Origin of the sequence: Flavobacterium sp. HBTb2-11-1, assembly GCF_009826975.1 — a bacterium.
Taxonomy (GTDB): Bacteria; Bacteroidota; Bacteroidia; order Flavobacteriales; family Flavobacteriaceae; genus Flavobacterium.
The window spans coordinates 126,299-145,283 of record NZ_WUMO01000006.1 but is presented as its reverse complement, the minus strand read 5'-3'; the positions used below and the strand labels follow the sequence as shown (position 1 = coordinate 145,283).

The following is an 18,985-nucleotide window of genomic DNA, read 5'->3' as shown; positions in this document are numbered from 1 at the left end:
TTGTTACATTTGAGTGCCTTATTAATCTAATCCAAAAACAAATACCACTATGAAAAAAACTATCATTTTACTAACAGCTCTTTGTGCTACAGCATTCTTATATGTTTCTTGTTCTAGCGATAATAACGAACAAACATCTTCAACAGACCTAGTACCTATTGGAGCTTCCGTTGCAGTAGACACTTCAAACGAAATGGATGTTAACACTGGTCTTTTAATTACCACAAGCACTTCAACAACTGGAAAGACTGCCGAAACAACTCCTGGAATTTGCGCAACAATTACGGTTACAACAAATGGAGGAAATTATCCTAAAGTTTTTTTAGCTGATTTCGGAACAGCTGGATGCGAAGACGGAAACAAATTTACAAGAAAAGGAAAACTAAGAGTAACGCTCTCTGGTCCAATCACTGAAACTGGAAGCAAAATGACCATTGAAAGAATTGATTATTCTATAAACGGAATCAAATTAGAAGGAACTATTGAATATACCAATACTACAACTACTCCTACCGTACCACAATGGACAAGAAAAGTAACAAACGGTAAATTGACAGATAAACAAGGAGCCGTTTACACCAATTCTGGAACTTATACTACCAAACAAACTGCAGGTGTAGATACGCCTTTAGTTCTGTCTGACAATGTTTACGAAATCACGGAAGGCACGCATACCGTAACATCATCAAATGGCGTAACACTTACTTTGACTGTAAAAGAACCGCTTATTAAAAAATACTCATGCTTATTTATCTCTAAAGGACAACTAAAAGTTCAAGGAGGTATTTTAAACGGTGTTATTGATTATGGAAATAATGACTGTGATGCGCTTTACACTTATACGCACGAGAATGGCTCTTCATTCAACCTTTCGATGTAAGACCTTTCCCTACACGACTTTAAAATCCCAATTTAGAAATAGATTGGGATTTATTTTTTTTATAAAAATAAAACGGCTGCCTCTTTACATTTAAACTATTTTCTTTATTTTGCACCAAAATCTCAAAAACCAATGAAAAAAACATTAATTGCTTTTGTTACTCTTGCAGTATTAGCATCTTGCAGCAAAAAAGAAACTGCTGCCGATAACCTACACATTACAGGAAACATTAAAGGTTTAAAAACCGGAACTTTATATATCCAAAGAATTGTTGACACTTCTCTTGTTGCCATTGACAGCATCAAAATTGACGGAAACTCGGCTTTTGAAAGAGACATTAAATTAGAATCTCCAGAAATGTTATACCTATATTTAGATCGTGGTGTAACAAACTCATTAGACAACAACATTTTATTCTTTGCTGAACCAGGAAATATCAATATTGACACCAACTTAGATAATTTCATCGCTGGCGCAAAAATTACTGGATCTAAAAACCAAGAATTATACGAAGAATATCAAAAAATAAATTCTCGTTTTAGAGATGAGAATTTATCTATGGTTGAAGCAAAGTTCAAAGCTTTAAAAAGAAAAGACCAAAAAGCTCTTGACAGTCTTGACGCAAAACAGCAATCAAATATCAAAAGAAAATATTTGTATGCTACAAACTTTGCCATCAACAATAAAGATCACGAAGTAGCTCCATATATTGCTTTGGCAGAGATTTACGATATCAACCTTAAGTTTCTTGATACGATTCAAAAATCGATGACTCCAAAAGTTGCCCAATCGCTTTATGGAAAGAAACTGACAAAATATGTAGCTGATATTAAAAAAGAAGAACAAAAAACTCCAGCCGCTAACACTGAAGCTGCAACAACCGAAACACAAAAGTAATTCGTTGTATAACAACAAAAATGCCCTGAAAAATTCAGGGTATTTTTTGTTTATCATATACAGTAGGTTTACTTACTTTAAAGTTCAAAATGCAATTCAAAATGCAATTCAAAATTAATGACTCCAAAACAACATCGCCTACAAAAAAACGCACTGCCGAAATTATAAAAATGACAAACACAATAACTTAATAAAATAAAAATCAACAAATTACACACTAAAATCAACACTTTTTGATCTTCTCAAAAATCCTGTTTTTTAAAAGAACAGGATTTTTTTATGCCTTTTTTTTTGGCATCCATTTTTATTTTTATAAATAATTGACAATCAAACAATTAAAATCTAAATTGTCAGAATTTACATAGATATAAATTTAATTTGTAATAACTTAGCTTCAAATTAAAAAACTACATTTATGGAAAATTTAACCAGCAACATCAGTCGACCTAAGTATGATTACATAGATTCGTCCGTTTTTCACAAATTAGAATCTTATAATCCAAAACATTCTCAAGCAGAAAAAATCCCTGATCAAGATCCTTACACATTAAATGGTCAAAAATTGCGTCTCAATTTTATTCGCAGCCAATTAAATTTAGATTTAGATTTTCTGTCTGGAGAAAAAGTTTTCACCAACAATGAAAGCTTAAAAGGCAATATCGAAAATTACATCGGAATGAGCCAGATTCCTACCGGAATTATTGGCCCATTGGTAATAAACGGAAGCGTTGCCCAAGGACCTTTCTATGTTCCTCTCGCTACAACCGAAGGCGCATTGCTTGCCTCTTACAATAGAGGGGCAAAAGCCTGTAGAGAATCTGGACCAATAACCGTAATTACGCTTCAAGAAGGCGTACAAAGAACCCCAACTTTTAAATTTAAAACCGTAATCGAATTAGGCAAATTTGTCTCATGGGTTTTAGACCATACTGAAACCTTTTCTATACTAACAAGACAAAGTAGCAATTATGCCATCTTAAATGATATCGGCATCAACATAGAAGGAAATATTCTGATCTTAAAATTTGAATTTTCTACTGGTGATGCGTCAGGACAAAATATGGTTACTATTTGCTCAGATAGAATATGTCAGTACATTATAGAAAACTGCCCCATAAAACCTGTGTTTTGGACTATTGAAGGTAATTTTTCGGGAGATAAAAAAATAAGCCCCTTAAACACTCGAGTTCGCGGAAAAAAACTTACTGCAGAAATCGAAATAAAAAAAGAGGTCGTTAAATCGGTTTTAAAGACCACTCCGGAGTTATTGTTCGAACAATGGAAAGCATGTGTTACCGGAGCCCAAAAAGCAGGCGTAGTAGGCAGCGGAATGCACCCATCGAATGCGCTTGCCGCGTTGTTTATTGCTTGCGGGCAAGATGTAGCCTGTACAGGTGAAGCTGCTCTTTCATTTACCAGAATGGAAATTACAGAAGACGGTGATATTTATTATGCCATCACAATGCCCAACATGATCGTGGGAACTGTTGGTGGAGGAACATCATTTCCAACCCAAAGAGAATGCCTTGAGCTTTTAGGCTGTTACGGAGTAGGAAAGAGTGGTAAATTTGCTGAAATAGCAATTGCATTATGCCTAACAGGCGAACTTTCTATTTTGGCCGCAATGTCTTCAGGACAATTTACATCAGCACACCAAAAATGGGGGAGATAATTTTTTTTAAATTCAAATTATTTAAAATTCAAATTCCAATAACTAAGTTTTAAATTGCTTCGCCCGCTCGCTATCGCTCGGGACCAAGTTTTAAATTCCAAATTCCAATTCTTAACACGAACTGGAATTTGGATTTTTTATTTTACCTAGCAAGCCTTTATCAAAGTTTAAAACTTTGACAAAGGTATTAGTTTAGAACTTGCACACCAGCGATAGCTAACAGCGAAGCAATTTGCAATTTGGAATTTTAGATTTGGAATTTTAAATATTGGAATTTTAAATATTGGAATTTTAAATATTGGAATTTTAAATATTGGAATTTATTTTTTTTGGAACAAAAAAAAACCACCACATTTCTGTGATGGTTTTTGAGCCGATAGAGGGACTCGAACCCACGACCTGCTGATTACAAATCAGCTGCTCTAGCCAGCTGAGCTACATCGGCCTATTTTGCGAGTGCAAAGATAGAAATGTTTTTTAATATTCCAAAAAAATTTCACACCTCTCTCTATAATTAAAAAAACCACCACATTTCTGTGATGGTTTCCGTTTTTTGAGCCGATAGAGGGACTCGAACCCACGACCTGCTGATTACAAATCAGCTGCTCTAGCCAGCTGAGCTACATCGGCGTCATTACGGGTGCAAATATAAAGCGGTTTTTCAATTTCCCAAAATAAATTTGCACTTTTTTACACTTTTTTTTGCTTATAATGCGTTGATTTTTTCAATCAATTGATTAGCAGCTTGTTCTAATTCAACATTAATTTGTTTGAAGTGTGCTTTTTTATTTTCAACGTTCTTAGCGTTCACTTTTGTAATCAAAGTATCAAATACAGCAATAGCTTCATCAACCAAAGCATTCGTTTCTGGAGTAGGATTTCCTGTTGTTGACATCTCAAACAAGTAAACCGCCTCAATAATATCTCCTAATACGAAGTTGATGTCTTTCTTTAAATTCTTAACGTTTGCCATTTTTCTTTTTATTTTAATTTGCGTCTGCAAAAGTACATATTATCTTTAAATTTAATACTAAGAAATGTAAATTTCTAAAATTGAAGCTTTTCCGCTCAAATTAAATGCATTTATAGCAGCTGGAATCAAAACAGTATCTCCTTTTTTGTAAGCCTGCTTAAATCCGTCATATTCAATTTCGAAATTACCATCGATACACATATATACCGTAAATGTTTCGCCATTTTTAGCAACTTCCAATTTATTTTCTAACGGAAGAAAATTGGTTGTAAAATAAGGACAGTCTACAACCGTATTCGAAGTATTAACTTTTGTCTCGTATTTTTTCTGTGTGTCAACTTTTTTATAGTTAATGGCATCTAAAGCAAGATCTACGTGCAGTTCTCTTTTGTTTCCTTGCGCATCAACACGATCAAAATCGTATAATCTATATGTAATATCAGATGTCTGCTGAATTTCTGCAACAACCAATCCTGCACCAATTGCATGAACTGTTCCTGTTTCTAAGAAGAAAACATCTCCCGATTTCGCTTTCACATCATCTAGAATAGAAACTAGAGTATTATCGTGCAAATGTTTTAAATATTCTTCTTTGCTAGAATCTTCTTTAAAACCAACAATAATTCTAGCGTCTTGATCGGCTTGCATTACGTACCACATTTCTGTTTTTCCGAATGAATTGTGACGCTCTTTTGCCAATTTATCGTTTGGATGCACTTGGATAGAAAGATCTTCTCTTGCATCTAGGTATTTAAAAAGAAGCGGAAATTGTTTTCCAAATCTTTCATAAACTTTAGTTCCTAAGATAGCGTCTGGTGTTTCATCGATCAAATCCATTAAAGATTTTCCTTTTAAAACTCCATTTGCAACCACACTTACATCTCCTTGCACAGTAGATAATTCCCAGCTTTCACCTGTAATTTTAGAAACGATTGGTTTGTTTAAAATTGTTTTTAGCTTTTCTCCTCCCCAGATTCTTTCTTTCAAAATCGGTTCAAATTGCAAAGGGTATAAATTTTGGCTCATGTTTTTTAGGCTAATATATTTGTTTAATTAATTTTATTCTGATACTATTTTGGTATTCTATGATACTAATTCCTGTACGGCTTCTAAAGCTTTAGGTATATGTTTGGCTGCGTTTGCGCTATCAAATATCGAAATTACCAAACCATTTTTATCAATGATATAGGTAACACGTCCTGGCAGAAGTCCGAACAGATTATTGCGGACACCAAAAAGTTTTCTTAATCTCTTATCTTGATCTGAAAGCAAAATAAAAGGCAATTTATGTTTAGCGGCAAATTTATGGTGAGATTTTACACTATCGCTGCTAATACCAATTACCTCAGCACCCAAATCTTTAAAATCTTCATATTGATCCCGAAAACTGCAGGCTTCAGTAGTACATCCTGGTGTATTATCTTTTGGATAAAAATAAATTACCAGCGGCTTTCTTCCTAAAACGCTTTGGCTTTCAAAAAGGTCACCATTGTTGTCTTTCGCAGTAAAATTCGGAACTATATCTCCTATTTTTAATGACATTTTTTTATTCTCCTTTATAAGTTACAAAATTGCGTTCCGTTTCGTTCAGCACAACTTCAAGATCAAAGTCGTGATGAATTCGTTGTCTAATTTTATTCCATATCACAACAGCTATATTCTCTGCGGTCGGATTCAAATCTGCAAACTCTGGGACATCCAGATTGAGATTTTTGTGATCAAACGGAATTTCTACTTCTTCTCGTATAATATCCGCTAATACTTTCACATCGAGAACAAAACCAGTTTCCGGGTCAATTTTTCCTGTAACACTTACTGTTAAACCATAATTATGACCATGAAAGTTAGGATTGTTGCATTTTCCAAAAACAGCATCGTTTTTTTCAAATGACCAATCCTTTCGATGCAGTCGATGTGCAGCATTAAAATGTGCTTTTCTTGATATGGTTACTCTCATTTATGTTTCTGGTTAGTTGGCTATAATTTATGGTCTTCAAGATAATGATCAAATTCATCAAAAATTATCTTAAACCATACGGTATAAATTTCGGGCTGTTTTTCAATATCTGCTTTCACATCTTCAATACTCATCCATTTCCAGTCTTCCACTTCATCTGGATTTATGTTTGGTTCTTCATTATAATAACCAATCATAACATGATCCAGTTCGTGTTCTGTCAAACCATTGTCAAAAGGTGCTTTGTAGATAAAATGAAATAATTCTTTCAATTCAGCTTTAAACCCCATTTCTTCAAACAATCTTCGGCTTCCCGCTTCAATATTGGTTTCGCCTTCTCTCTGATGACTGCAGCAAGTGTTTGTCCACAGCAAAGGAGAATGGTATTTATGATGAGCACGCTGTTGCAGCATAATTTCGTTTTTACTATTCAAAATAAAAACCGAAAAGGCACGGTGCAAAAGCGCTTTTTCATGTGCTTCTAATTTTGGCATTAAGCCAATCTGTTCATCGTTCTGATTAACTAGTATTACGTTTTCTTCTATCATAAGGCTTCTTAAGCAAACAAAAATACGAAAAAAGAAATGGCTTAAAAATGCTAATTCAGCTTGGCAAAAATTAAGGTTTTGACTCAATTCCTATTTCATTGATTTACAACGCTGTAATTTACACTAAATTTTAAAAGCAGTTAAAATTAAGACATAAAAACTACATTGCGTTGTTTTACGTAACTAATAAAAAGTTAAAACACACTTAAAAAAATCTCAATAATAACACTCCTTGTATTTTAAAGCTAATTCCCAACGTATCTTTGATGTACAGATTAATTCACCCAAGAACTATGAAATCTAAAAATCTAATTTTCAGCCTCTGTTTTTTACTCCCGCTCTTTGTTTTACAAGCCTGTGGACAAAACACAAAAAAACAATCAGCAAACCCAGCTGTCATGGAAAATAAAATCAGCAAACCCGGAAATCCTTATTATTCTAATACCGACACGAAGAAATTAAACGTGAGCAATGCCGAATGGAAAAAGGTTTTGCCTGAAGATGTTTATGCCGTAATGCGCGAAGCTGACACCGAAAGACCTTTTACCGGAAAATATTGGAATACCGATGAAAAAGGAACGTATTATTGCGCTTCTTGTGGCAACTTGCTTTTTAGATCTACAGCAAAATTCTCAAGCAGTTGCGGATGGCCAAGTTTTTTTGAACAAGAAAACAAAAAAAGCATTGTTTTTAAAGAAGATAATTCGCTCGGAATGGAAAGAATTGAAGCGCTTTGCGGACGCTGTGGCGGACATTTAGGCCACATATTTGATGATGGTCCTCCTCCTACAGGAAAACGCTACTGCATGAACTCAATTGCTCTTGATTTTATTCCCGACAACAAATAATCTACAAAATGAAAAATATACTTTTAATATGTCTTTTTGCGCTTTCGCTAAATGGCATTTCTCAAAATAAAAAAGCGAATCTAGAAACCATCACACTTGGTGGAGGCTGTTACTGGTGTGTTGAAGCCGTTTACGAAAATCTCGACGGCGTAAAATCTGTTGTTTCTGGATTTTCTGGCGGAAAAACCGTAAACCCAACTTACGAAGAAGTTTGCACGGGAGAAACTGGCCATGCCGAAGTGGTTCAGATCACTTACGACAAAACAGTAACTGATATTAACGAAATCTTTAAAGTGTTTTTTACCGTTCACGATCCCACAACTTTAAACCGCCAGGGAGCAGATGTCGGAACACAATATCGCTCTGTTATTTTCTATAAAAATGAAGAACAGAAAAAAGCGGCACAAAGCATTATTGCCGAACTAAACAAAGCGAAAGTTTACGACAGTCCGATAGTAACAAAAGTGGAACCTTTCAAAGTTTTTTATAAAGCCGAAGATTATCATCAAAACTATTATGCAAACAACAAAAATCAGCCGTATTGCAAAATGGTAATTCAGCCTAAAATAGAAAAGTTTGAAAAGGTTTTTAAAGACAAACTAAAAAAGAAATAACGATTATATAGATATTATTCTAAAACCGTCCACCTAAATGGACGGTTTTTTTATTTTGAAAACCCTTATAAATACTGGGGTTTTCTGTTAATTGAAAAAATATTTTACTTTTTTTCTATTTTTTTGTCCAATACTAAAAGTTCGATTGTTATTAGGATATAAACAATTAAAAATTATACATCATGGAAACTAGACTTAATTTATTCGAACAAGGTCAAAAAGCAGTTAGCACATTATTTGGAATTAGCGGTTACTTAAAAAAAGGAGCAATTGAAGCTTCTCTAATGGAGTTAATAAATTTCAGAATCTCTCAAATCAACAACTGCGGTTATTGTTTAGATATGCATTCAAAAGAAGCTTTAGCTGCTGGAGAAACAACACAACGACTATTTGGATTAAGTGTTTGGAGAGAAGCTCCTTATTACACAAAAAGAGAAAGAGTCGCCCTTGCTTTGGCAGAAGCAGTAAATGCTTGCGATGTTCCAGACGAAATCTACGAAATTGCAAAAGCTGAATTTACAGAACAAGAATTAATAGATCTTACCCTTGCCGTTGCAGCAATTAATGCTTGGAATCGTCTGAATATTACTTTTGCTAATACACCAGGAACTTACAGAGTGGGACAGTTTGGATAAACAATAATTGATTTTATTTTCTAAAAACAATTAACTTTATACAACTTAAAGCAGATTATTCAATTGTAAAAACATAAAAAAATGAACGAGTTTTTATTGATTTTCAGAAGAGATTTTAAAACAAAAGAAGCACAGCCTTCACCAGAAGAATTGCAACAGCATTTACAGCAATGGCAAAACTGGTTTGGAAGTCTTGCGGCTCAAGATAAACTGGCAAGACCATTGCAACGTTGGGATGGTCAAGGAAAACTTGTAAATTCGAATAAAGGAATTACCGACGGACCTTTTGTTGAAATCAAAGAATCTATTGGCGGATTAATAATCATAAAAGCCAAAGATTATGATGAAGCAGCCGAAATTGCGCAAGGATGCCCAGTTTTAAATTTTGGCGGAAATGTCGAAATTAGAATGGCGGTTTAAATTTTGAACTAACTTATATAAAAATGCCTTTGTATCTTTACTTAGGCATTTTTCTTTAAAATATGGAGCACAAAGAACTTTTACCCAATTTATTCAGAACCGAATATCAAAAAATAGTTTCAGTTCTCTGCAGCTTATTTGGAATTCAGCATATCGAAATCGCCGAAGATATTGTAAGTGATACTTTTTTGACCGCTTCAGAAACTTGGGCTATTAAAGGAATTCCCGAAAACCCTTCAGCTTGGCTTTATACCGTTGCAAAAAATAAAACCAAAAACCACCTGAAAAGAAATAACGTTTTTGAAACCAAAATTGTTACCGAAATAAAACACAACACTCCATTAAACAATCCTGAAATCGACATTGATTTATCAGATCAGAATATTGCAGATAGTCAGCTGGCGATGATATTTACGGTTTGTAATCCTTGTAATTCTGAAGAAGCACAAATTGCCCTTGCTTTAAATTTATTGTGCGGTTTTGGAGTAAATGAAATCTCAGATGCATTTTTATCCAACAGAGAAGTTATTTACAAAAGGATTAATCGCGCAAAAGAAAAACTCAAAGAAGAAAATATAAAAATTCAGCATCCCAGCAATTCTGAAATAAAAGACAGAATTCAAACCGTTCTAAAAACGATTTATCTGCTTTATTCTGAAGGCTACTACTCTATTTCGCAAAATACCACTTTGCGAAAAGACCTTTGTACTGAAGCCATGCGTCTGACTTATTTATTAATTCAAAACGAAAGCACAAATCTGCCTCAGACTAATGCTTTAATGGCTTTAATGTGTTTTCATTCTTCAAGGTTTGATGCTCGAACTGGCTTAAATGGTGAAATTATCTTATATGAAGATCAGGACCAATCGCTTTGGAATCAAGAATTGATTGATAGAGGAACTTACTTTTTAAGCCAATCTTCAACAGGAAATACACTTTCGAAATACCACTTGGAAGCTGGAATTGCTTATTGGCATACTATAAAAAAAGAAACCATCGAAAAATGGGAAAATATCCTAGAACTCTACAATAATCTGATTATTTTAGAATATTCGCCAATTGTGGCTTTAAACAGAACTTACGCTTTGTCTAAAGTAAAAGGTAAAGAAGAAGCAATCAAAGAAGCTGAAAAACTAAATTTAACCGATAATCACTTTTATTATTCATTACTCGGAAATCTCTATTCTGAAATTGATACAAAAAAGGCTTTAAACCATTTTGAAACCGCAATGAATCTAGCCAAAACTTCTACCGACAAAGCTATCATCAGTAAAAATATGAAGCAGTTAAACTAAACTGTTTTGCCATAAAAACAAAAAAGTGAAATGATTGATTTCATTTCACTTTCTTCTGTATTTATTTTAGACTATTGTTTAGCCACCTTTTTAAATCTCATTACTGGAATGTCGCCCTGAATTAAATTTAGCTTGCCGTCTTTATCAATAGAATAACTTGTAATTTGTTTAATTTGCTTTAAAAACGTTTGTTCTCCCCCGCCTTCACAAAACATCATTGTTGTTGGTCCAGGTTCTCCAAAAGTCAAAGACTTTCCTTTTAAAGTATAAGATGCACTATAACCGTTGCATCCGTTATTGCCATAAACTTTTGTTTCTTTTTGATCAAAAGTAAGCTGTGGTTTTTTATTTGGGTATAACCCTTCAAAAGCAATTCTTGGTCCCGAGATATATTCTAATTCCCAAGTTGTACCAAATAAATCGCCTGTATTAGAAGCAGATTTTGATGCTGAACATGAAGCAAATAATAAAGTTAAAACTGAAAGGACTGCAAATGTGTATTTTTTCATAAAAGTGGATTTTAAAGATTTATAATTTGTTTTTTGAAGTCTAAAATAATTCTATAAAAATTCTTTTCTCAATATTCATGCCCAGTTACAGGTTTATAGAAGTTTTATTTTGAGGATAACCCGTAATTTTCTGTCTCTAAGTTACTACAATTTATTTAAAGTTTTATCGCTCAAATGTTTAAAATAAAACAAGTGACACTATTTTTTTTGTAATTTGCATTGATCAAAAAACGAAAAATCATCAATAAAAAACCAAAAAATGAAACAATTTCTATTCTTGTTTGTATTCGCCTTGACTGCGCCATTTGCTCATTCGCAAGAAAACCTTCCAACAGATTACCTCACAAAAGAATTTCATCAAGGACGCCGTGAAGCTTTTAGAGCTTTAATGCCTGCTAATTCAGTTGCTGTTGTTTTTTCTTATCCTGAAAGAGTTTTTTCAAAAGATATTAATTACAACTATCACGGAAATCCTGATTTATATTATCTGGCGGGATATAAAGAACCTGACGCCATTTTATTGCTTTTTAAAGAACCACAAGGAACAGAAAAATATACTGAAGTGCTTTTTGTACGAGAAAGAAATGCTGCGCGAGAAATGTGGACAGGAAGACGTTTAGGAATTGAAGGCGCAAAATCTAAATTAGGTTTTACAACCGTTTACAACGGAAAAGATTTCAATGCGTTTGCAATTGACTTCTCAAAATTTGACAAAATCATTTATGATAAATTCCCAACAGATGTTAAAGAAAGCAGTCAACCAGACAATTTATTTGCATTGCTGAAATCATTTAAATCTAAAGCTGGAATTACAATAGAAAATGAAGCTTCGATAGATTTGTTTAACAATATCACAAATTCTCTTCGCGAAATTAAAACACCAGAAGAACTTGTCTTGATGCGCAAAACAGTAAAACTTTCCTGCGTTGCCCACAACGAAGTGATGAAAGCTGTAGGTCCTGACATGAGCGAAAATGAAGCTGATGGAATTCATGCTTACATTCACAGACACTATGGCGCCGAAGGCGAAGGTTATCCTCCAATTGTTGGTGCTGGTGCAAACGGATGTATTTTGCACTATGGAGAAAACAATGCTACAAAAATTGACAATCAATTATTATTAATGGATGTTGGCTCTGAATATCATGGTTATTCTGCAGACGTTACAAGAACAATTCCTGCTAACGGGAAATTTACTGAAGAACAAAAAGCGATTTATCAAATTGTTTATGATGCTCAAGAAGAAGTTTTTAAACTTTGTAAAGAAGGAACTCCAATTCAGGATTTGAACAAAAAAGCAAAAGAAGTTATTGCCGCTGGATTAATTAAATTAGGAATTATTACAGATCCAAAAGATGCCCGAATATATTATCCGCACGGCTGCTCACACTTTCTTGGTTTAGATGTTCATGATAAAGGAAACTATATGGGAACTCTAAAAGAAAACATGATTCTTACTGTTGAACCTGGAATTTATATTCCTGCAAACAGCAAGTGTGATAAAAAATGGTGGAATATTGGCGTTCGTATCGAAGATGATATTTTAATGCTTAAAGATTCGTATGAAAAACTTTCTGCAGATTCTCCAAGAAAATGGCAAGACATTGAAGCTTTAGCCAAACAAAAAAGCACTTTTAACGAAATGAAATTCCCGAAAATATAAAACCGAAAAGTTTTAAAAAGTAACCCAAAAATAAAACCATTAGTAAATAAAAAGTATTTGCTAATGGTTTTGTTTTATAATTTCATGAATATTCGGATTAAAACAAACACAAACAACTAAATACAAGTGTGTTACAAGCAATAAAATGGCTAATAATTTAATTTTAAAACATTCCACATCTCTTTTTTTTGTAAATTAGTAGTCCCAAAATAGACATTATTTATCGCACTTCAATTTCCCAAACCAGTGAAGATAAGCCGAAAAAAAACGACGGATTCAAACAGACGACATGGAGATCTGCATTACCTAAATCCGAGGATCTCACATCTGCAAAATGAAATCCAATTTTCTAGCTAAATATCCTAAACGTAATTTTTCGAATTAGGAAAAAATCTGCCTCTTCGCATTACTTAAAAAAATGCACTGCAAGAGAACTTTGTCTTTTTCATAAAACGCAACCCTGACAAGTTCTCAAAAAGAACACGCAATAAACAATTCTGGGAAAATTTAACCAATAAAAAAGAAATGAAATGAAAGCAATTGAAAAGAATTTAATGTCTCTGTTCATACTATTACTTTTGGTATTTAGTGTGAATATCTATGCGCAAGACCCCTTAAAAGTAGCGCCTAACGCGTACAAAAAAGTACTTCTTGACAATGAAAGAGTAAGAATTATGCAAGTTGAAATTAATCCGGGAGAAACAATTCCATGGCATCAGCATCCTGACCACACCATCTATGCATTGGCTGATGGGAAAATTGAAATAACCGATAAAGGCAAAGCTCCCATTATTATGGATATTAAAGCCGGAGATGCCATGTACATACCTGCTGTTACACATATGGCAAAAAATTTAGGAGATACAACTGTGAATTTGATCGTAACAGAAATAAAACCTAAAGCTAAAAAATAAACCATTACCGGTATCCCAACCTTTTTAATTTAACTCAAAGTAACAACCTGAATTCAAGTTGTTACTTTTTTTATTTTCAAGATTATCTTTAGAAGGGAGCCAATATATTTTCCGTTCTTTGTAAACTAAAAAAACTAAAAATGAAAGCACTTACCTTTTCTTCTTTTGGAGAATCAGATGTTTTAGAATATATAGAAATCCCTAATCCACAATTAAACCAAGACGAAATTTTAGTCGAGATGAAAGCCATCGGATTAAATTTTGCTGATGTTTACCGTCGAAAAGGAAATTATCATTTAAAAGGAAATCCGCCATTTATCGCTGGTTATGAAGGCGCCGGAATTGTGGTTGATGCCAACAATCATCCAGAATACAAAGTTGGCGATCGCGTAGCTTTTGCCGACGCACCATTTGCCAATGCAGAGTTAGTTGCCGTAAATGTAAATCACATTATCCCATTATCTGAAAATATTTCTTTTGAAACTGCAGCTTCTGTTTTGCTTCAGGGTTTAACAGCACATTATCTTGCAACAGACAGCCATAAAACCATTCAAGGAGAAACAGTTTTAATACATGCCGTTGCAGGCGGAGTTGGGCAGATTTTGACACAAATCAGCAAACTTTTGGGCGCTACTGTTATTGGTTTGACCTCATCTCCCGAAAAAGCAAAAGTTGGCTTTGAACAAGGTGCAGATCATGTTTTTCTTTATAATGAAGATTGGAAATCGCAAGTTTTTAAAGTGGTTCCAAACGGTGTCGATGCTGTTTATGACAGCATAGGGAGCACTTTAATGGAAAGTTTTGAAGTCACCAAAGAATGTGGACAAGTCGTTTTCTTCGGAATGGCAGGCGGCGACCCAGCACCAGTAGACCCGAGAATACTTATGGACGGTTCTAAAACTTTAACAGGAGGCGATTTGTGGAGTTATTTAAATTCTAAAGAAGAACGAATTAAAAGAGCTACCCAATTATTCAGCTGGATTACCGAAGGAAAAATCAAACTTTCTGAACCAACATCATTTAAATTATCTGAAGGAAAACTGGCGCATGATTTCTTAGAAAGCAGAAAAAGCACAGGAAAAATTATATTGATTCCGTAAAAAAGTTTCCGCCACGAATTCACGAATTTATCTAAAACTTTACACATAGATTTTAAAAATAAAATTTGTGAATTCTTGGCGATTAATTACAACTGATCAATCTCAATTTTAGTAATTTCAGATAATTCTAAAATTCTATCTACATCTTCTTTATTGGCAACAAAAAACAAATAATTATCACCATAAGTATTGTAACTCATTAATTCATAACCGCGTTTTTCTAAAGCTGTCTGTATGTACGGAAACAAGTCATGGCTATAGGTTTCTTCAGGATATTCAAAGTTCAAATCTTCGCCAATCATTTCAGAAATAAAATATTCAGCATCTTCAGGGTCAAATTTCCAGTCGCTGTTCCAGGCATTAATGCTTTCAAAAAAATCAAAATGGCCAAAAACAATTGCATGATATTCACTATCATCTTTTTGGTAATTTTCGAAAAGTATTTTTGAATGATTTTTTAGTTCGTCCTCCTCAATATTTCCTCGAGTAACTAATCTTATGAATTCTTCAAAATCTTCCACAGCTGCTTTGTCATCTAACAGCAGATTTTCTGAAGATGGAAGCTCAACATCCGAAGGAATTTCGATATTAGAATACTGACAGATGGCTTGTAAAACTTTTTTTAAATCATTAGTTCCTATTTCCTGAGTTTCGTTCTGAGGATTCTTAAAATCAAGATATTCTGAATCTAGCAAACCTTTTACATAATCAGAAAAATGACTGCTAGAATATAACATCCTAAAATCGTTTATTTCTAAACTATTGGTACAGCAAAAGAATATCATGAAATTATTAATAACACTTGTAAAATGTTTTTTCATTTCCTGACTCGGTCGAGAATAAAACTGAATATGAATAAAATCATATTGCAAATCATCCTGCATCGCTTCTTCTGACAAACCTCCAATATTCAGTTTTTTATAAAGTTCGTTCAGAACTTCATAAGCATTATTAAATCCCGCTTTTTTAATTTCTGCCCTTCCTTCTTCGTGATCCAATGAAGAAGGAACAGAATATAAATTTACAGTAACCGTGTCATGAATTCCTTTTACTTTGAATTCAAGACTAGGTTCTTGATTATATAAATAGGAATAAATAGAATTAATAACATCAAAAGAAATTATCGATTTTGGATCATCATTTCTATTAAACAAATTGGAGAAAAAGCCCATGGAAAATATTTTATATTAAAAATTAATCGTTTGAATACCTAAAACTCTGATTCATTTTATCAAAAGGAATTACTTCGTTCACAATAGATTCCAATTCGAAATCAGTCAGTAATCCTCTTGCCGATTCTACTATTTTTGGTGAAACATGTATTTCATAGTCGATAATGTCTCGTTTTAAAATGGATGACAGAATATCGTTTTGCTCCTCAGTAAGATATTTTTTGTGCGATTTAAATACTGATTCTATATCTTCTCTAAATTCCTTGTCAGTAAGTCCATTATAAACATCTTGTTTTGACATATCGATCAATAAAACTTTGAAGATGAAATCCTGAAGGTTTTTTGCCAGGTAATTGACTTCGTTAGAATCATGCCAGACAAAAACTATAGGGACATCGCCATTGTTTTCTTCGTTTAAAAAGAAACAATAATGATCTCCTCCGCCACTTTTGGCAAACGGAATAAATTTAAATTCTGGATTGATATTTCGATAATCCTCTGGATCTCTAAGTTCTTCTATTTCTTCTGCAACCGATTTCAAATTCAGCGATTCAAAATCATAAGAATGCAAAAGCAGAGGCGGATTATCTTTTAAGGTTGGATAAATTTCTGTATACCAATTTGGACCATATTCTCCGACGTCCAACATTCCGTCGGCGTCTAATTGCTTGTATAAAAGCGGAAAATTAAATCCGTATTTTTTTTCTATTTCTTGTATTGTCATCTTTGGGGCAAATTCTATTACAATCAAACCACTAAGATAACAATCTTTTTACTACACCAAAAAACCTGAAGTCAATTATTTCAAGGATTCTGCAATCATCAAGGCACATTTTTCCCCATCAATTGCTGCAGAAATGATTCCTCCAGCGTAACCCGCACCTTCTCCGCACGGATATAATCCTTTGATTTGCAAATGCTCTAAAGTCATAGGATCTCTCGGAATTCTTACTGGCGATGAAGTTCTACTTTCTGGTGCATGCAAAATAGCTTCATTAGTTAAATATCCGCGCATTGATTTTCCGAACTCCTGAAATCCCTGACGCATAATCTGAGTCAAAAATCCTGGAAAAACCTGCCCCAGTTCTACCGAAGTAGTTCCTGGCACATAAGAAGTTTTCGGAATATCTGCAGAAACTTTACTTTTTGTAAAATCAATCATTCTTTGCGCCGGAACTTTTTGAGTCTCACCAGCCAAATGCCAAGCTCTTTGTTCGATGCTTTTTTGAAATTCCATTCCCGCCAAAGCTCCGAATTTTGCAAAAGGCTTGAAATCTTCCAATTTCAATTCGACCACAATTCCAGAATTTGCTGTTGCCTGATCACGTTTAGATGGCGACCAACCATTTGTAACAACCTCACCTGGACTTGTAGCGCATGGCGCAATTACACCACCTGGACACATACAGAATGAGTACATTCCGCGTCCGTTAACTTGTTTTACGATCGAATACGGCGCTGGTGGCAAATGCTTTCCACGGAAATCACAGCTGTATTGAATACTGTCAATTAATTCCTGTGAATGTTCTGCACGAACTCCCAAAGCAAAAGGTTTTGCTTCAATTAAAATTTTCTTTTTATCTAATAATTCAAAAATATCACGGGCTGAATGCCCTGTTGCCAAGATTAATTTATTAGCGTGAATTTTATCTCCGTTATGCGTTACGATCCCTTCAACTTCATTATTCTTCACCAAAATATCATCGACACGAGTTTCAAACAAAACTTGTCCACCGAATTCTCTGATTTTATTTCTTATATCTTCAATAATTTTAGGAAGCTTATTGGTTCCAATGTGCGGATGCGCTTCTACCAAAATATCTTCAGAAGCGCCAAAAGCCACTAAAAGTTCTAGTATTCGGGTTACATCTCCACGCTTTTTAGAACGGGTATATAATTTTCCATCAGAATATGTTCCTGCTCCACCTTCTCCAAAACAGTAATTAGAATCTTCGTTTACGATATGCTCGCGGTTTATCGCTTTTAAGTCACGACGACGGCCTCGAACATCTTTTCCGCGTTCCAACACGATTGGTTTTAAACCTAATTCAATTAATTGCAAAGCAGCAAAAAGTCCGGCTGGGCCTGCTCCAACTACAATAACTTCTTGTGCATTGGAAACATCTTTATATATAGGAAGTTCAATTTTCGTTTCCTGAAAAGGTTCGCCTTTTAAATAAATAAGAACTTTCAAATTGATTTTAATCGCTTTCTGACGTGCATCAATAGAGCGTTTTAAAATGGAAATGTGCTGAATTTCTTGAGCAGAAACTTTAATCTGCTTAGACAAATAGTCTTTTAGCAATGATTCGTTTGCAGCAATTTCGGGTGTAACTTGAAGTAAAAGTTCTTTAGGCATTTTGTCTTATTTATTCTATTAGCTTTTCTTTCTATGAAAAGAACATGCAAAAGTACTATTTTGAAATGAGATTTTATCTGTACTATAAAATTTGCACGCAGATTTTCAACACAAGGAATATCGTAGAGACGCACTGCAGTGCGTCTAACATATTACGAACACACGTTGCGTAGACGCACTGCAGTGCGTCTCTACAATGAACCTTAAAAAAAACCTTTGTACCTTTGTTCCTCAGAACCTTTGCACCTTATAAAAAAATGTCTAGAAAAATAAAACTAATCTGGGATTTCCGAGGGCCTGCATCAGCTAAGACTGCTGAACACCACGAAATTCATTTAAAAGAATATATTGCAATCGAAAAATTACCTTTAAATATTACAGGATACAAAATCATAGACGAAATGTATGCCATAGCTTTTATGGTAGTAACTGACGAAAATATGATTCAAGTAAGAGATGCTTTGAAACCACATCGAGGGGAATTATATACTGAATAAAATTCCAATATTTTAAATTCCAAATTCCAAAA

General features: G+C 34.0%; 21 protein-coding genes and 2 tRNA genes. 12 read left to right on the top strand and 11 right to left on the bottom strand.

The genetic code is table 11. From position 1 onward, the window contains the following. Nucleotides 1-49 precede the first annotated feature (49 nt). The 3 genes from GR162_RS14725 to GR162_RS14715 all read left to right on the top strand — a co-directional run bounded on the left by GR162_RS14725 (nucleotide 50) and on the right by GR162_RS14715 (nucleotide 3,449). Nucleotides 50-880 carry a hypothetical protein gene (locus GR162_RS14725; RefSeq protein WP_160782775.1) on the top strand — a complete coding sequence of 277 codons (831 nt, stop codon included), beginning with the start codon at nucleotides 50-52 and terminating at the stop codon, nucleotides 878-880. A 132-nt stretch (nucleotides 881-1,012) separates the two neighbouring features. After that, nucleotides 1,013-1,777: a DUF4369 domain-containing protein gene (locus tag GR162_RS14720; RefSeq protein WP_160782774.1), complete on the top strand. Its 765-nt coding sequence runs from the start codon at nucleotides 1,013-1,015 to the stop codon at nucleotides 1,775-1,777. A 415-nt stretch (nucleotides 1,778-2,192) separates the two neighbouring features. Continuing rightward, nucleotides 2,193-3,449, top strand: coding sequence for a hydroxymethylglutaryl-CoA reductase (locus GR162_RS14715; protein WP_160782773.1), 1,257 nt, complete (start codon nucleotides 2,193-2,195; stop codon nucleotides 3,447-3,449). A 371-nt stretch (nucleotides 3,450-3,820) separates the two neighbouring features. Here the strand turns inward: GR162_RS14715 and GR162_RS14710 are convergent. From GR162_RS14710 to idi, 7 genes are all read right to left on the bottom strand, one after another. Beyond that, a tRNA-Thr gene (locus GR162_RS14710) sits at nucleotides 3,821-3,894 on the bottom strand. Nucleotides 3,895-4,005: 111 nt separating this feature from the next. Further along, nucleotides 4,006-4,079: transfer RNA gene (locus GR162_RS14705), tRNA-Thr, on the bottom strand. A gap of 76 nt (nucleotides 4,080-4,155) precedes the next feature. Next, nucleotides 4,156-4,422 carry a hypothetical protein gene (locus tag GR162_RS14700; RefSeq protein ID WP_008464481.1) on the bottom strand — a complete coding sequence of 89 codons (267 nt, stop codon included), beginning with the start codon at nucleotides 4,420-4,422 and terminating at the stop codon, nucleotides 4,156-4,158. 57 nt (nucleotides 4,423-4,479) lie between these two features. Then, nucleotides 4,480-5,448, bottom strand: coding sequence for a type I phosphomannose isomerase catalytic subunit (locus tag GR162_RS14695; RefSeq protein ID WP_160782772.1), 969 nt, complete (start codon nucleotides 5,446-5,448; stop codon nucleotides 4,480-4,482). A 57-nt stretch (nucleotides 5,449-5,505) separates the two neighbouring features. Next, nucleotides 5,506-5,964 (bottom strand): peroxiredoxin, encoded by a 459-nt coding sequence (locus GR162_RS14690; RefSeq protein WP_066033611.1) that lies wholly within the window; start codon nucleotides 5,962-5,964, stop codon nucleotides 5,506-5,508. 4 nt (nucleotides 5,965-5,968) lie between these two features. Then, nucleotides 5,969-6,379, bottom strand: coding sequence for a 6-carboxytetrahydropterin synthase (locus GR162_RS14685; protein WP_160782771.1), 411 nt, complete (start codon nucleotides 6,377-6,379; stop codon nucleotides 5,969-5,971). Nucleotides 6,380-6,399: 20 nt separating this feature from the next. Continuing rightward, nucleotides 6,400-6,927 (bottom strand): isopentenyl-diphosphate Delta-isomerase, encoded by a 528-nt coding sequence (gene idi, locus GR162_RS14680; RefSeq protein ID WP_008464471.1) that lies wholly within the window; start codon nucleotides 6,925-6,927, stop codon nucleotides 6,400-6,402. A gap of 293 nt (nucleotides 6,928-7,220) precedes the next feature. On the opposite strand from idi, the gene msrB reads away from it, so the two are divergent. From msrB to GR162_RS14655, 5 genes are all read left to right on the top strand, one after another. Next, the gene (gene msrB / locus GR162_RS14675) at nucleotides 7,221-7,775 is read left to right on the top strand and encodes a peptide-methionine (R)-S-oxide reductase MsrB (protein WP_160782770.1); all 555 of its coding nucleotides are present in this window, start codon (nucleotides 7,221-7,223) and stop codon (nucleotides 7,773-7,775) included. Between the two features lie 8 nt (nucleotides 7,776-7,783). Continuing rightward, nucleotides 7,784-8,389 (top strand): peptide-methionine (S)-S-oxide reductase MsrA, encoded by a 606-nt coding sequence (gene msrA, locus GR162_RS14670; protein ID WP_202393946.1) that lies wholly within the window; start codon nucleotides 7,784-7,786, stop codon nucleotides 8,387-8,389. A 182-nt stretch (nucleotides 8,390-8,571) separates the two neighbouring features. Next, nucleotides 8,572-9,024, top strand: a complete 453-nt coding sequence (locus GR162_RS14665) for a carboxymuconolactone decarboxylase family protein (RefSeq protein WP_095929380.1) — start codon at nucleotides 8,572-8,574, stop codon at nucleotides 9,022-9,024. Between the two features lie 81 nt (nucleotides 9,025-9,105). Then, nucleotides 9,106-9,444, top strand: coding sequence for a YciI family protein (locus tag GR162_RS14660; RefSeq protein ID WP_129749013.1), 339 nt, complete (start codon nucleotides 9,106-9,108; stop codon nucleotides 9,442-9,444). A gap of 62 nt (nucleotides 9,445-9,506) precedes the next feature. Next, complete coding sequence (locus GR162_RS14655; protein ID WP_160782769.1) at nucleotides 9,507-10,739, top strand: RNA polymerase sigma factor; 1,233 nt, start codon at nucleotides 9,507-9,509, stop codon at nucleotides 10,737-10,739. Nucleotides 10,740-10,810: 71 nt separating this feature from the next. On the opposite strand, the gene GR162_RS14650 is transcribed toward GR162_RS14655, so the two are convergent. Beyond that, a complete protein-coding gene (locus tag GR162_RS14650; protein WP_160782768.1) occupies nucleotides 10,811-11,248 on the bottom strand; it encodes an META domain-containing protein in 438 nt (145 codons plus the stop codon). Nucleotides 11,249-11,507: 259 nt separating this feature from the next. Here GR162_RS14650 and GR162_RS14645 point away from each other — a divergent pair, with 259 nt between their 5' ends. From GR162_RS14645 to GR162_RS14635, 3 genes are all read left to right on the top strand, one after another. Next, a complete protein-coding gene (locus GR162_RS14645; protein ID WP_160782767.1) occupies nucleotides 11,508-12,911 on the top strand; it encodes an aminopeptidase P N-terminal domain-containing protein in 1,404 nt (467 codons plus the stop codon). 530 nt (nucleotides 12,912-13,441) lie between these two features. After that, on the top strand, nucleotides 13,442-13,825 hold the full coding sequence (locus GR162_RS14640; RefSeq protein ID WP_160782766.1) for a cupin domain-containing protein: 384 nt from the start codon (nucleotides 13,442-13,444) through the stop codon (nucleotides 13,823-13,825). A 140-nt stretch (nucleotides 13,826-13,965) separates the two neighbouring features. Further along, a complete protein-coding gene (locus tag GR162_RS14635) occupies nucleotides 13,966-14,925 on the top strand; it encodes a quinone oxidoreductase (protein ID WP_160782765.1) in 960 nt (319 codons plus the stop codon). 86 nt (nucleotides 14,926-15,011) lie between these two features. Here the strand turns inward: GR162_RS14635 and GR162_RS14630 are convergent, their stop codons facing one another. The 3 genes from GR162_RS14630 to GR162_RS14620 all read right to left on the bottom strand — a co-directional run bounded on the left by GR162_RS14630 (nucleotide 15,012) and on the right by GR162_RS14620 (nucleotide 18,456). Beyond that, complete coding sequence (locus GR162_RS14630; RefSeq protein ID WP_160782764.1) at nucleotides 15,012-16,097, bottom strand: hypothetical protein; 1,086 nt, start codon at nucleotides 16,095-16,097, stop codon at nucleotides 15,012-15,014. A gap of 22 nt (nucleotides 16,098-16,119) precedes the next feature. Beyond that, nucleotides 16,120-16,821, bottom strand: a complete 702-nt coding sequence (locus GR162_RS14625; protein ID WP_160782763.1) for an SMI1/KNR4 family protein — start codon at nucleotides 16,819-16,821, stop codon at nucleotides 16,120-16,122. 75 nt (nucleotides 16,822-16,896) lie between these two features. Beyond that, complete coding sequence (locus GR162_RS14620; RefSeq protein WP_160782762.1) at nucleotides 16,897-18,456, bottom strand: NAD(P)/FAD-dependent oxidoreductase; 1,560 nt, start codon at nucleotides 18,454-18,456, stop codon at nucleotides 16,897-16,899. A gap of 257 nt (nucleotides 18,457-18,713) precedes the next feature. On the opposite strand from GR162_RS14620, the gene GR162_RS14615 reads away from it, so the two are divergent. Further along, nucleotides 18,714-18,953: a hypothetical protein gene (locus GR162_RS14615; RefSeq protein WP_160782761.1), complete on the top strand. Its 240-nt coding sequence runs from the start codon at nucleotides 18,714-18,716 to the stop codon at nucleotides 18,951-18,953. The last annotated feature ends 32 nt before the right edge of the window (nucleotides 18,954-18,985 follow it).